The 14479-nt window shown below is 39.0% G+C and carries 13 protein-coding genes and 2 pseudogenes; 9 read left to right on the top strand and 6 right to left on the bottom strand.

Annotated elements, in window-relative coordinates:
• Window positions 1–75: 75 nt before the first annotated feature.
• Both BN1206_RS00580 and BN1206_RS00575 read right to left on the bottom strand, forming a co-directional pair.
• Window positions 76–1185 carry an SLAP domain-containing protein gene (locus BN1206_RS00580; protein WP_052542727.1) on the bottom strand — a complete coding sequence of 370 codons (1110 nt, stop codon included), beginning with the start codon at window positions 1183–1185 and terminating at the stop codon, window positions 76–78.
• Between the two features lie 14 nt (window positions 1186–1199).
• On the bottom strand, window positions 1200–2429 hold the full coding sequence (locus BN1206_RS00575; protein WP_014565526.1) for a glucosaminidase domain-containing protein: 1230 nt from the start codon (window positions 2427–2429) through the stop codon (window positions 1200–1202).
• A 484-nt stretch (window positions 2430–2913) separates the two neighbouring features.
• Between BN1206_RS00575 and BN1206_RS10295 the strand changes: the two genes are divergently transcribed.
• From BN1206_RS10295 to BN1206_RS00565, 4 genes and pseudogenes are all read left to right on the top strand, one after another.
• A complete protein-coding gene (locus BN1206_RS10295; RefSeq protein ID WP_231575943.1) occupies window positions 2914–3576 on the top strand; it encodes a hypothetical protein in 663 nt (220 codons plus the stop codon).
• Window positions 3548–4081 carry a hypothetical protein gene (locus BN1206_RS10290; protein WP_231575942.1) on the top strand — a complete coding sequence of 178 codons (534 nt, stop codon included), beginning with the start codon at window positions 3548–3550 and terminating at the stop codon, window positions 4079–4081. The genes BN1206_RS10295 and BN1206_RS10290 overlap by 29 nt, the downstream gene beginning before the upstream one ends.
• Window positions 4082–4138: 57 nt before the next feature.
• Window positions 4139–4432: pseudogene (locus BN1206_RS10285) on the top strand (SLAP domain-containing protein); the annotation flags it as partial.
• Window positions 4433–4506: 74 nt separating this feature from the next.
• Window positions 4507–5106 carry a hypothetical protein gene (locus BN1206_RS00565; RefSeq protein WP_231575940.1) on the top strand — a complete coding sequence of 200 codons (600 nt, stop codon included), beginning with the start codon at window positions 4507–4509 and terminating at the stop codon, window positions 5104–5106.
• 146 nt (window positions 5107–5252) lie between these two features.
• Here the strand turns inward: BN1206_RS00565 and BN1206_RS09955 are convergent, their stop codons facing one another.
• The 4 genes and pseudogenes from BN1206_RS09955 to BN1206_RS09340 all read right to left on the bottom strand — a co-directional run bounded on the left by BN1206_RS09955 (window position 5253) and on the right by BN1206_RS09340 (window position 8319).
• Window positions 5253–5597 (bottom strand): hypothetical protein, encoded by a 345-nt coding sequence (locus BN1206_RS09955; protein WP_231575939.1) that lies wholly within the window; start codon window positions 5595–5597, stop codon window positions 5253–5255.
• A 289-nt stretch (window positions 5598–5886) separates the two neighbouring features.
• A complete protein-coding gene (locus BN1206_RS00555; RefSeq protein WP_052542725.1) occupies window positions 5887–7287 on the bottom strand; it encodes an SLAP domain-containing protein in 1401 nt (466 codons plus the stop codon).
• A gap of 530 nt (window positions 7288–7817) precedes the next feature.
• Window positions 7818–8087, bottom strand: a complete 270-nt coding sequence (locus BN1206_RS00550) for a DUF2922 domain-containing protein (RefSeq protein ID WP_022087498.1) — start codon at window positions 8085–8087, stop codon at window positions 7818–7820.
• A gap of 50 nt (window positions 8088–8137) precedes the next feature.
• Window positions 8138–8319, bottom strand: a pseudogene (locus tag BN1206_RS09340) (DUF1659 domain-containing protein).
• A 159-nt stretch (window positions 8320–8478) separates the two neighbouring features.
• Between BN1206_RS09340 and BN1206_RS00545 the strand changes: the two are divergent.
• From BN1206_RS00545 to BN1206_RS00525, 5 genes are all read left to right on the top strand, one after another.
• Window positions 8479–8898, top strand: a complete 420-nt coding sequence (locus BN1206_RS00545; protein WP_013641409.1) for a hypothetical protein — start codon at window positions 8479–8481, stop codon at window positions 8896–8898.
• A gap of 124 nt (window positions 8899–9022) precedes the next feature.
• A complete protein-coding gene (locus BN1206_RS00540) occupies window positions 9023–10300 on the top strand; it encodes an AAA family ATPase (protein WP_052542722.1) in 1278 nt (425 codons plus the stop codon).
• Window positions 10301–10437: 137 nt separating this feature from the next.
• Entirely contained in the window at window positions 10438–10845 is a 408-nt protein-coding gene (locus BN1206_RS00535) for an RloB family protein (protein WP_231575938.1), read from the top strand.
• Window positions 10846–11187: 342 nt separating this feature from the next.
• The gene (locus BN1206_RS00530) at window positions 11188–11625 is read left to right on the top strand and encodes a hypothetical protein (RefSeq protein ID WP_013641406.1); all 438 of its coding nucleotides are present in this window, start codon (window positions 11188–11190) and stop codon (window positions 11623–11625) included.
• Between the two features lie 360 nt (window positions 11626–11985).
• Window positions 11986–14007 carry a KUP/HAK/KT family potassium transporter gene (locus BN1206_RS00525; RefSeq protein WP_052542720.1) on the top strand — a complete coding sequence of 674 codons (2022 nt, stop codon included), beginning with the start codon at window positions 11986–11988 and terminating at the stop codon, window positions 14005–14007.
• Window positions 14008–14479 lie beyond the last annotated feature (472 nt).

The raw sequence follows: 14479 nt of genomic DNA, 5'->3' as shown, positions 1-14479 counted from the left end.
TCATTCAATCAACAGCAATTATACAAAAAAACGCGCCCCATTCCCATAATTTTAGGAATAAGACGTGTTTTTCTCTTAATTTACGTCACTTGCTAAAACATATTGTGTAGCATTCAGTGCGTAGTACTTTTGGCCTTTAATAGTAATCTTGCTGCCGTAGACTAATACTCGGCTGCCCTTCTTGACCTTGTTTTGCTTTTCGATCTCACCAGTGCGAGTACGTAAGTAAGTATCCTTGTTCACGGTCTTAGGCGTTGCGTCGATGTTTGAAGCAACTACGTATTGGTCCTTGCCAATCTGGTAGTACTTCTTGCCATTGATCATCTTGTAGCCCATGACCACAACTGGACTGCCGGCATACTTGAGCTTCTTGGTGTTATTGCCCTTAGCATCATAGATGTAAGCATCGTGACCTAAAGTTACAGCACCTTGAACAACTGGGATTTCTTCCTTAGTCTTGTTTGGATCCTTATCCTTGTCCTCCAAGTTAGATTGAAATTGAGTATTCTTCTTTTGCAAGTCGTAGTAATACTTAATCAATGAATAAAATTGATCCATGCTGTAGCCCCATTTTTCAAAATAGCCATCGGGGTCAACGTGGTCAGTGCCACCAAGGAAGTTGCTGACGGCGTGGTGCGACCAAATCGTACCTTGACCATCATCGCAGGCATTGTCCGGCTTCAAATCGTAACGGTGTAAAAGCTTAGCAATGTAGATCGCATCATTATTAATTGACTTAATAAATGCATCCCTACTATCTTCTTCACACAATTCAACTTGAATAAATCGGTTATTCGCCTGCTGACCTGCACCCCAAGTACCCATGTCGGGCGATCTCATCTGAATAACCTGGTTGCTGTCAACAAACGCATGCACGTAGGCATTAATGTTCATCCACTCGCGGTTGAAGTAAATAGCCTCATCGTGGGCGGTAGCACCCGGATCGTCAGTTTCGTGAACAACGATGCCTTCTGGCTTACCATTTTGATATTCAACACCAGGGAACTTGTTGTACTTGATCCCTTCTAGCTTCAGCATTTTGTATAAATAAGTAACACCGCTGTACTTATATTTCTTAGCTTCAGTGTTAATCGATGCCGCCTGAGTTTCTTCATTATTAAAACTAAACGTACCGATTAAACTGATGGCCGCAATAAATGCGATCGTTAATTTCTTTAGCTTCACTAAACCATCCTTTATTACATGAAGTTAGATTTCTTGATGTATTGACGGATACCAACTCTGTAGTACTTGGCACCGTTAATAGTTACGGCGCTACCGTAGGTAGCAACTTGTTCGTTCTTCTTGCGCTTCAAGTTGTTGTCGCGGTTGCCATATTGGTTGTAAACGTAAGAATTACGCTTCAAGAACTTAAGGGTACCGTCGATGTTGCCGGCTGCGATGTATTCATTTTCGCCAATACGGTAGTAGCTCTTGCCCTTGATGGTCTTGGTGCCGTAAGTGTTGATTAACTTAGCGCCTTCTTCGTCGTTAACCTTGAACATCTTGCCAGCGAGCTTCTTGCCGTTCTTGTCATAAACGTAGGCATTGTGCATCAAGTTCTTTTGGATCTTGGTTACACCCTTTGGAGCTTGAGTGATTGGTTCACTGCTACTGCTCTTCTTGCCCTTGCCAAGAGCACTGCCGTTGATCCAGCCCTTGCCGTCGATATACATTCTAGATGAGCCATCATTATAGGTAATGGTCTTGGTTACAGTAACCTTTTCGCCTTGCTTAACTGAGCCGACTGGACTAGCAACTGAGTGGTCGGTTGGCCAGTTGTAGACTGAGCCGCCCTTTTCGACGGTGTAAACCTTAGCAGTCTTAGTGACAACTGGATCATACTTGCTCAAATTGTGAGCGGTGATTCTTGAGTTAAGTGCGGAATCATATTGGGTATCGGTTGCGTAAGTACCGGTCAAAGCCTTGGTAGCTTGAGCATAGTTATCGGCATTTTCGATCCAGGCACCCTTGTAGCGAAGTGGTTGCCATGAAACACCTTCACGCAACTTTTTTCCGTTGTCTTCGAATGATTCTTCCAATGTATCGTATTTTCTAAATTTAGCGGTGACGTAGTAACTCTTGCCGTTCTTATCTTCTTCACGCGTCTTAGAAGTATAAGTGGCACCAGTCCAACTATCATCAGCCTTCATACCAAAAAGATTGTTCGCATTAACTGCCAATCCTGATTGGCCCCAACCAGATTCAACGATGGCTTGGGCGATCATTACTGATGGATAAGTACCGTACTTCTTGGCAGCCTTCACTGCTTGCTTTGCGGCTTTGTTTAAAAATTCTGCTTGTTCATCGGTTGTTGCTGCGGAAACTTTTTGGCTATGAACAATATTTATAGCATTGCTTACAACTGGCGTAGCTACTGAAGTCAACATAACTGCGCTAGCAATGCTGGTCAAAAGTCTCTTCTTCATAAGTTGGTTCCTCCTATTATTAACAGTTCTATTGTATCTAGCAAGTTATTTTAAAACAAGGGATTCGGCTGATTTGTATGATAAAAGTAATATTTCAATTATGTTATTTTAATAATGATTAAGTATGCATATTTACACCTTAATTTTGAGGACGATGTTATTGTTGGAAACCTTTTTTTGTTTTTGCTGTGCTCTATTCACAGCTAGCGAAAAGTTGCGGCGGAAAGAATCCATCCAACCTCCCCTTAGCAAATAAGAGGAAGGATCACTCCCACACCACACCTACTCTAGTATCGCGTACTCAATATACGTGCTTCAGGCGTGTAGCCTGTACGCATGCTGATCCTTCAGCAAGACTACTACCTCGCGAGAGTTATAAACTCGTGGATCTTGCTTTGAATGATTTTGTACATTATAGGCTCCTATCACCATGCTGAACCTATGGCCTATTACATTTTTTATATTTCAAGGAGGAAAAGACCACATGAAGAAAAATTTAAGAATCGTTAGCGTTGCTGCTGCTTTACTTGCTGTTGCTCCAGTTGCTGCTGGCGTATCATCTGTTTCAACTGCCGACTCAACTGCTGCAACTACTGCTACTCAAGAAGTAACAAATCTTGGTACTTTAAAGGGTACTATTGTGCTTGACCGTGGCTCAAACACTCAATTTAGCGTTAAGTTAAGCGATGCTCAAAAAGATGCTATCTTGCAATTAGGTGGTACTGATTTAAGCAATGCTAAGCCTGAAGACATGAAGGACATTGCTGTTAAGTCAGCAACTGGTCAAAATGCAAATGGTGTATTCAAACAAACTATTACATTTACTGTAAACAACAAACCTTACGAAGTTACTGTAAATGCTAAGTTTGCTAGCCAACAAGGTACTCCTTACTTCTACAACAAAGATACCAACACTGTTGTAAATGATGGTAGCACTGTTTCATTAAATGAAATTGCTAACGGCTTTACACCAGATTCACTTTTGACTGCTATTAAGAAACACTACGCTTGGAAGACTAGTGATCAATCAAACGATAACATTGAAATGACTACTACTGCTTCAGATGTTGAAAGCCAATTAGTAGCTCAAGACTTGAAGCGTGCTTCAAACGGTAGCTTTGAGTACCCAGCAAACGGCTTCTGCTAAGACAGAAAATGGTAACACTGCTTCAATCACTGTAAGAATTAACGCTTCAGTAAACTACAACGCACCAGCATTTGTATTTGATGGAAATGTTTACTACAATGACAATGTTATGCCAAACGGTAAGACTTCTGGCAATTTAGTACTTAAGGATACTGATAAGACAAAGGTTATTGTAAACGGTAAGTTTAACGATGCTATTGTAACTGATTCTGTCCAAGCTTACGTACAAAGCGCTTATGGTACTGATTTTGACAAGACTGCAAAAGACTTAGCTGCTCACCAACAATTAATTAACCCAAGCAACATCAAGATTGATTCAAGCAAGGTTAATGCAAGTGTTGCAGGTTTGTACCCAGTAACTATTACTGCTACTAACCCAGCTGGCTTCACTTCAAAGCTTGTTGTTTACGCAATTGTAATGGGTCCTACTGAAAAGGCTCCACAAGAATACGTAAAGGCTGATAACACTAAGGTTTACAACATCAACGGTAACGTTGTTTCATAAGCTGATAATATTTCAGCACTTTCAAAGGGTGCAGCTGTTTACACCTTCGGCAAGGTAACTGTTAACGGTGTTGAATACACTCGTATCAACAAGGAAGGCTCAAACGAATTCGTAAAGAGCTCAGACTTAACTGCAACTAAGCCAGACACTACTGTTCCAAGCCAAGGCAAGACTATTATGCACAACGCATACGTTTACAAGGCTTCAAAGAAGCGTGCTAACAAAGTTACCTTGAAGAAGGGTACTGAAGTAACTACTTACGGTGGTACTTACACATTCAAGAACGGCAAGCAATACTACAAGATCGGTAACAACACTGAAAAGACTTACGTAAAGGCTTCAAACTTTTAATTAAGTCTTGTAGGACACACTGATAAATAAGAAAGGCAGGGCGAAAGCTCTGTCTTTTTTTGGAGAAAATTATAATGAAAAAACGTTTTAAATTTACCAGTATTATTTTAGCAGGATTATTCGCTACAGCTCCAGTGTTTTCATTAAAAACTAGTGTTCCCAACACTACTCAAGCTGCATCGACTATAACTAAAAAGAATGTTATAACTCATTTTCTTGGTGAACGAAATATATATATTAATAGCACTAAAATTAACGGCTCTGCTTCAATTAATAATATTAGTTTAGTCAATAATTCTGGAACTGAGATTGAAACAAATGATACTGTTTTAACCGATGGTAAATATACTTTGAAAGCTCAGGCAACAGTAATAGGCTTGACACCCACTTCAACTGATCGATCAATTATTATTGCGAATAATAATGGCGAAATTCTGGGATCAGCGAATGTTAGTGCACACGGTACCATTGCACAAGGCGGAATCGAATTTGATTTTACTATTAAAAATGGTAAGTTAAGTTGTACAAGTTTAGGAAATGTTGCTAAAAATACCAAGAAAACCACTAAGAAAAAAGCCAAAAAGAGAAATAAAAAAGTAACACATAAGAGAAGTCACAAAAAGCTCATAAGAAAGTTACCAAACATACTAGAAAAAGAAGATAGGATTTTATAGTACAACTAATAAAATCCTTTACTCAACCGGAATTCGAGTAATGGTCTTTGTTTGCACTTTTTTGAATAAAATGCAGTTTTCTTAATATAACCTACACCTAATAACGTAATTTTTTCTGTATAGTCTAGCACCTAGTTCATTGTTTACTATTTTTCCATTACATTACGCAGCTTCTGCAATAACTGCTTCTTCAATCGTTTCAACGTAATGCGTGGCACGCCACATTCTTCGACTAATTGCGTGATCGTCTTCTTCTCAAGCAAATGTTCAAACAGAATTACCTGTTCAAGCTGACTAAGCTTCTTAGCTTCATTCTTTAATGCAACAAGGTTATCCCAAGCTGCGGCTTCACCGAGATCATAGACGAGATACTGCGCTAGTTGTGAGTCGTTCTCAATTTTCCACTTAGTAAGGTCCTTGGACCAATTACGATATTCTATGTCAGTGGGCAAGCTGATAACCCCCATGTTACGACGCTTGTAGGCTGACATATTCATCACACTCCCTTATGTCTAAATATATCTATATTTATTATATTTCTAATAATTATATACATATTTTATAAGATATATGTTATTAAACTAGAAGAAAAAAGTATAAAACATTGGCTTTTGTCATCTATAAGGTGTACCGTGATGATAGAAGGCATGGCAGAGTAAAATGATTTAACCTAAAAAATACCGTAGCTTAATTTGGCTACGGTATTTTTAGTACTATTTATTAGAGCAAAAGGAAAACGAGGCATTTGCCTCGTTTTCCTTATATACTACTTAGACTTAATTAAAAGTTTGAAGCCTTTACGTAAGTCTTGTCAGTGTTGTTACCGATCTTGTAGTATTGCTTACCGTTCTTGAAGGTGTATGAACCACCGTAAGTAGTTACTTCAGTACCCTTCTTAAGAACAACCTTGTTAGCACGCTTCTTTGATGACTTGTAAACGTATGCGTTGTGCTTCAAAGTACGCTTAGTACCATCGATGTTGTCTGCGTTGATGAACTTGCCAGTTGCCTTGCCGTTTTCAACTACTTCGTAGTAAGCCTTACCGTTGATAGTAGTGGTTGAAGTTGCAACAGTTACAGTGTTGTAACGAGTTACCTTGTCAGTACCAACACGCTTAGCGTCCTTGTCGTAGAAGTATGCGTTGTGCATAATAGTCTTGCTTTGGCTTGGTACAACCTTGCCGTTTGGAACAGTTACAGTTACAGGCAAAGTAGCAACCTTACCGTTAACTGTTGACTTAGCAGTTAAAGTTGCAGTGAATGATGCAGGAGCTTCAAAGTCACCAGCAGCATTTACCTTAATACCAGCCTTTTCAAGTTCAGCAGTAAGGTCTGCAGCAGTAGTGGTTACATTAACGTCCTTAAGTTCACCATTTTGAAGTTGAACAGCTTTGTATTGCTTCTTCAAACCGTCAAGAAGAGTGTTTACATTAAGGTTACCGTTGTTGTCAGCAAGAGCCATGTATGATGCAGCCTTGCTTTCAATTAAGCCTGAGTTAGTGTTGTAGAATTGAACAGCACTAGTGTTAGTAGCATCGTAAGCCTTAATGCCCTTTACAGTAAAGGTTAAGTTAGTAACGTTACCGTATTGGTCTAACTTTAATTTGTTGCCATTAACTGCAGCACCTGTAACAGTTACGTTTGAAGGCAACTTAAGTGATAATTCCTTGTTTGCGTTAGCTGAGCCAAAGCTGAAGCCTACACCAGTAAGTTCAACTTGGTAGTCGTTACCAGCTTTTACGTAAACATCGTTAGTTGCTTCGTTCCACTTTCCAAGGTTGTTTTCAGTGGTCTTAGTTGTAGCATCGTACTTGTAAATAGTAGTGTAGCCTGTGTTACTCTTTAAAGTAACATCCTTAGCAGCGTCAATTACGTTAGCAGTTACTGAAGTACCGTTAAGTGAAGCAGTAATAGTACCTTGTAAAGTTGCTGAAGCAGTAACTTTTTTATCCTTAGCAACAGCAGCAGTCAAAGTAAAGTTAGGAGTTACAGTAACAGTATCAGCTGCGTTAGTAACAGCACCTGCACCAGTTAAGTCAATAGTTGGCTTGTTGGTTGTAGTAGCAGTAGTAGTTGTAGTAGCGTCAGCAGCTGAAACAGTAGATACAGCAGAAGCAGCAACTGGAGCAACAGCTAATAAAGCAGCAGCAGCAACGCTAACGATTCTTAAATTTTTCTTCATGTGGTCTTTTCCTCCTTGAAATATAAAAAAATGTAATAGGCCATAGGTTCAGCATGTGATAGGAGCCTATAATGTACAAAACCCTTCAAAGCAGGATCCACGAGTTTATAACTCTCGCGAGGTAGTAGTCTTGCTGAAGGATCAGCATGCGTACAGGCCGCACGCCTGAAGCACGTCCTATTACTTACCACGATTCATATTGTACTAACCTCTTCACAAAATAGCAAGTTAAATAAACTGAAATCTTTCTTTTGTAATATTTTTCACCTTTTCCGTCACATCAACGTTTAACCGACCTCTTTTTTAATAAATAGCCAAATCCTAGCTATAACAATAAAAAAGCGGACTCTCGTCCGCCTTTTTCCTTTTAGAATCTTTATCTTTTTTACAAAAGTATAACAAACTTCAACAAAAAAGTAATATTTCCATTAATGTTTCTACAAAGAGTTCGTATTTAAACTAGTGTGTTTCTTCACTTTTTAACAAGTTTACTTTTTAGTAAATCTATGACCTCAAATAACAACTCAAGATTAGTCTTGCTTGTCTGCAGATTCTGCTTGATCAGCATCCCCATCGTTAAAGATGTCGCTAACAGTACGTTCAATGTACGCAGCAGATTGAGGAGTAACGTAATTCTTAACACCGTCTTTCTCAAACACGTTGGCTTGCGCAATAGTAGTCATCGCACCGCGAACTTGTTCCGCAGTAAGATTATCTACTGCATCCCCCAACGTAACACTTGTCTTCTTGTTCTTACCATTCAAAAAAGTTAACTTCAAAGTCTTAGTAGTCTTAGCCATTTAAATTTTCCTTGTTTTCCTTATTATGTTAACTAACTTATCTTGCCTAATTATTCAGCTACTTCGACAATACGTCTTCTCTGAATTAAGACCGCATCATCAAGTGAATCGTCTTGCAGACTGGCAATGGCCTTACCCACATTTTCATGAAGGTACGGTTCTTAAGTCCGCTCTTGTATTTCTTGTTACCGAAAGTAAATTGGATTGATTGTTCCGTTAATTCAAAATTCATGTTTAGTTCTCTCCTACTATTAATATTTGTTAAATTTTGAGCTTTTTGTAATCAACCTGCCGGCCAGATGTCTTACACTATTACTAACAATTTGAAACCCAAAAATGGGCCAAATTTGTTGAAATAATTTTTCTAATCAAGGGGGAGTTACGAAACATAATGAAGAAATTAATCTTTTGGGGTACTATTTTTGCGCTATTCGTCTTAGGTGGAGGCGGCGCCGGTGCTTACATTCATCACACCAACGCTGTGCAACACGAGAACACCACCAACACGTCCGGTTCCGACAAGGGTCAGAATCCTAAGTCCGGCCCTGCCGATAATAATGGTAAGAACAATAATAAGGAAGATAATTCTTCTAGCGATTCTAATGCAAGCAAGTCAAGTTCCGACTCAAGCAGCAATTCTTCCAGCTCCAGCAGCGACAAGAAGCAAGACAAGGACAAGAACAGTTCTGCGCAATCATCTTCAAGCGATGACGACAAGCAACAATCTAGCACCACGCAATCTTCTACTCAGTCATCAACCCAATCTTCAGCCGCTCAATCTAACATCCAAGGTGACAAGACTGGGAAATAAGCACCATTCTTCATCTTCGGATGAGAAATGGTGTTTTTTATTGCATTTTAGTACAGGATCACATTTTTATGTGATCTTAGCGCAAATGATGCTAAAATTTAAGTAACTACACGAGGTGAAGACAATGCTAATAGAATTCAGACTAAAGAACTATGCTTCCTTTAAGAACGAAACAATTTTATCCGCTCAAACCGGCGAAAGATTATATAAGTACAAGGACACCAACACATTCCAAGGCAAGGATGTTTCTCTGCTCAAGAATCTCCTGATCTTCGGGCCTAACGGTGCCGGAAAATCTAGATTGCTCCGCGGACTAGATGTAATGAAGCATCTTGTTCTCAATGGTGGCGCTAAGGCTGTGACCGATCCCCTAATATACACCCCATTTATTTTTAACGAGAAGAATCAACATGAAGACACAACCTTGGGTATTGTCATTCAATTCAACAAGCAGATCTACGACTATTCTTTCAGCTATAATAATGAACAGATTTCCACTGAAAAGCTTGTACTCATCAACGGCGACAAGGAAGAAACATACTTTGAAAGAACTGGGCAAGATTTTTTAATTATTCCTGATAATCTGAAAGATCTCATCCCTCGCCTAAGGAAGAATGCCCTCTTCTTGTTCTTAGCCCAGCAAAACAACGATAGCCCTGCAAGTGATATTTACAAGTGGTTCGCCGAAGATTTATCTATCATCCTGTCTGGCAACCACGTAATCATCGGCAAGGAATTCGCAGAGCCATTGAAAAATAAGCAAATAAAAGATGAACTACTCTCTTTCTTGCAAGCTGCTGACTTCAACATTTCTGACATCACAGTAAGAAACATTCCATATTCAACTGGTAGTGATCCTTTAGACACCAGTCCTAGAACTGTCCCTATGCTTTTCACCAGTCACAAGGTCTACAACGATGACGGTGACTTGCTAGGGCAAGCCGAACTTCCATTAACTGAAGAATCCGACGGAACCAAACGCATTTTGTACATTGCCTTGGTAATTCTGGATGCTCAAATGCATGGTAATCACAGAACTATCTTGTTTGACGAATTTGATTCTTCATTGCATCCCGAACTCGCCAGAACATTAATCCAAATCTTCAACTCAAAAGAGAATTTGAATCAGTTCATTTTGACTACTCAAGATGTGCAACTACTAGATAATCCAATTCGAATCGACCAAATCTATCTCGTCGACAAGAACTTCCAAGGCGTCAGTGATTTGAAATCAGTCTTTGACTTTAGCAATCCCCGAACCAGTGGCAGACTCGATGTCAACTTGGCCAAGAAGTACATCGAGGGCAAATTCGGCAGTATGCCTGTAGTTGATACAGAAGGATTGATGGATATTTTGCAAGAGATTCATAAAGGAACCTACAATGAGAAAACGAAAGAGTAAAAAGTTAGACCTACGTCCAACAATTAGAATTTACTGCGAAGGCAAAACTGAAGAGAATTACTTCAACATGCTCAAGCAGAAATATCATCAAAGCAATGTATTCCGTAAATTCACGCTACTCTATCAAAGTAAAATCAATGGCTCGTTCAGGAATGGCTTTGTTGCACGATGTGCTAGAAGACCCTAAATTAAATAAGCAAGACAAGATATATTTAGTTTTTGACCACGATGAACACACTCCACAAGAATTATTAGAATGCTTTGATCAAGCCAAAAAATCTAGATATGATATTACGATTCTATTCTCAAACATTTGCTTCGAAGTTTGGATCTTAATGCACTTTGAACCAGTAACTGCTGCTTACACTAGAAAACAACTTTTTGCTAAATTATCAGGCGAGAAATATTTCAATGAAGAATACTCTAGAAACAAAGGACAAAAGATAAACATCCTTCGTGATAGAATATCAACCGCAGTTAAGAATGCTAATCGAATTTCTTCACCTAGTGATGAATCTACTAAGATCATCAAGAAAGATCCTTAACACCAACGTAAATTTATATCTAAAAGATATTTTCCAAACGGAACAATATTAATTCTCACATCATTGCCCCAATTTTCATCCCATACATACGGTAGTTTGCTTTAAAGTTCAATATCTATTAGAATTATAGAAAGATCAATCCCCTTGCTCTAATGGATACGTCCTATCGCAAGGTTTTTTTATCGTTTTGGAAAGTTCCTACTTTATATAATCCAATATTTCCCCACATCATCCTAACAACTGTAGTAAAATAGATTAGTTACATTTGCTTTTATTTGCAAAAGTAGATAGAATTATTATTGACTTTGTACTACTTATTTTCTAAATAAAGGGGTAACAACTTTGACTGAAGAAGAAAAAAACGCTCAAGCACAAGCTGATAAAGAAAACAAAGAAGAAAACGACGATCTTAAAGTCGTTATGCCAGAAGCTAACAAGACCATTATGCCAGCTGAAGAATTCAAGGAACAACCTGATTACTTGAAGGTTTTCGCTAACTTCTACATCGCTGAATTCGATGAAGATGACCTCGAAGTAATCAACCTTTATGATGAAAACCACAATATGGTCGACATCAACAGCTACCTTTTGAACAACATTCACTTCCCACGTAAGAAGCTTGTTGATCACGTATTGCAATACCATGATTACAACTTCAAGAATTTGCTTAAGGTAATGGCTGACAAGACTGGTGTTAAGCCTGAAGAAATGCTTACTTATGAAGCATGGGAAAAATGGGACGAAGAACAACGTGCCAAGATTCCTTCATCACTTTCATAATTTGAAGACAGAAAAGGCTCCCGAGTTGGGAGTCTTTTTTGTTACCCTAATTCATCAATGAATTTACGCAATCCATTCTTATCTTGAGAAGATAATCGTCCAACATAGTGAAAACTAACATCTGATTTTAACAAATTAACCTTTTCAATTAAGTCAAAGTGTTCAGTATAACTGACAAAAAATGCGAATTCTGTCAGTTATATCGAACACCCTGACTTTTTGGCTGCAAAATTAAAACATAATTATTTTACTTGCAATGTGAACTAAAATAGACGAAAATGAATGTATTAGAGGGAAATGTCATCGTGGCATTTTCTTTTTTTATTGATAGCTACAATTTATTTGTGGGAGATATTTATAATGAATACTAAGTCAAAACGTATGAGTGCGGCTGGCTTACTTATCGCCATTGGTATTGTCTATGGTGATATCGGAACTAGTCCACTTTATGTTATGAAGTCTATTGTCGAAGGCAATGGTGGTATTGGTAATGTGAACCGCGATTTTATTGTTGGTTCTATTTCCCTAGTCCTTTGGACTGTAACCTTGCTGACAACCGTGCAAACCGTATTAATTGCCCTGAAAGCAACTAACCACGGTGAAGGTGGTATCTTTGCCTTGTATACTTTGGTTAGAAAGCGTGCCAAATGGCTTGTATTACCAGCCTTAATCGGTGGTGCCGCTATCCTAGCCGATGGTACTTTGACTCCTGCCGTTACTGTTACGACCGCGATTGAAGGGTTAAAAGGTCTTAAATTCGGTGGCAACGTTCCTGTTTCTACCCAGGAAATGGTAATTGTCATTACCGTGGTCATTTTGCTGGTACTGTTCTCTATTCAAAAGATGGGTACCAGTATTATCGGTAAGGCATTCGGACCAATCATGTTTATTTGGTTCACATTCTTAGGCGTCATGGGTGTAATCAACATGGCTGGCGACTGGACAATCATTCAAGCAATTAACCCAGTTTACGCCATTAAATTGCTATTTAGCCCTTACAATAAAGCTGGAATCTTTATCTTAGGATCAATCTTCCTGGCTACTACTGGTGCTGAAGCCCTTTACTCAGATGTAGGTCACGTTGGTAAGAAGAATATCATTGGTTCTTGGCCATTTGTATTTGTTTGCTTGTCACTTAACTACTTTGGTCAAGGGGTTTGGATTTTAAATAATCCTCATTTCCAGCTTGCCGATGGCGGAGTGCTTAACCCATTCTACGAAATGATTCCAATCAACATCAGATTGTTCGCCATCATATTGGCTACTATTGCCGCTGTTATTGCCTCACAAGCTTTGATCACTGGATCATTCACCTTGGTTGCTGAAGCTAGTGGTTTGAAATTCTTGCCAAGAATGAATATCAACTATCCATCAACAGAAAAAGGTCAGATCTATATTCCTTCTATTAACAAGGGAATCTGTGTTGCAACTATTGCAATTGTTTTGTACTTCCAAACTTCTGCTCACATGGAAGCAGCCTATGGTCTTTCCATCACAATTTCAATGTTAGCAACTACCATCCTACTTTATGAATGGTTAGCGATGAAGAAAATTAACCCAATCTGGAATTGGATCTTCTTAATTTTCTTCGGTGTTCTTGACATCATGTTCATGATTTCAAGTTTGACCAAGTTCACTCACGGTGGTTATGTTTCACTCTTCATCGCCGGTGTAATTGGCTTCATCATGTATGTTTGGTACTACGGTAACAAGGTTCGTGACAAGCGTGAATCACGCAATGCCTATGTTCGTCTTGACGAATACACCGACATGTTGACTAACTTGAGTCACGATGAAGATTATCCTACCTACGCAACTAACTTGGTTTACATGGCCAACGTTAAGTACAACAAGTTCATTAAACGTGAAATCTTGTACTCAATTTTGGATAAACGTCCAAAGCGTGCGAAGGCTTACTGGTTCGTCACTGTTAACGTAACTAACGAACCATTTACCGCCGAATACGCAGTTAACACGTACGGTACAAAGAACGTAATCAACATTCAGCTTTATTTAGGATTTAAGAAACAAACTAGCGTTAACGTCTACATTCGTCAGATCGTTCATGATTTGATCGCAGACGGTACGATTGAACCTCAACCCCAGAAATACACCACCACCCCAGGGCGTGATGTAGGTGACTTCTCATTTGTTATCGTAAACGACGTCATCAGTCCACAAACCCAATTGGTTGGTTATGAAAAGTGGTTGGTTGAAGCACGTGTTCGTTTGCAGAACTTGTCATCCAACCCTGCCTCATGGTTCGGCTTGGAATATGCGGACACTGTGATCGAACGTGTTCCATTGATCTTAGGTCGTCCAAATCCATCTTACATTAAGAGAATTAAGCCTAAGGATTATTCCAACGCTAAAAGTAAATAATAGAAGCTAGCAAAAAAGACGCCCATCACGGGCGTCTTTTTTAGTACTCTATGTAAGAAAATATTGTGTGAATGTAGTCATATCTATCCATTTGGCTACATTCCTGCATCTTATCTTTTCTTTTTCGTCAATATCAGACTTAACCTGCTTAATAACACACCAAAAAAGAATAATCTTTTTCAATACTGGCAGGACAACTTTACGAGGCTTTCAACTGACTTAAGCCAAGACAAAACTCATATTCATTTACTAAGCAGGCTCGTCAACTACCCTAGACTGAAGTCTAGGGCTTAGTGGCTCGTTAGCTTGCGCTAACCAGAACACCAACTTGCTTAGATACGGACTTGACTTACCAGCAATAGTCTTTTGACTATTGCCGATAGAGGTCGTCTAATTACCAAAGCCTTTTAAGTCCGCGAGTTGCTAACGGACTGCAGCCTTTCTAGGCTGCTTTTTTTATTTTAGGATTCTG

The organism is Lactobacillus sp. OTU4228 (assembly GCF_001006945.1).
GTDB classification, from domain to species: Bacteria; Bacillota; Bacilli; order Lactobacillales; family Lactobacillaceae; genus Lactobacillus; species Lactobacillus amylovorus.
Note: the sequence above shows the minus strand (reverse complement) of the source record. Positions and strands in the feature narration are given on the sequence as shown.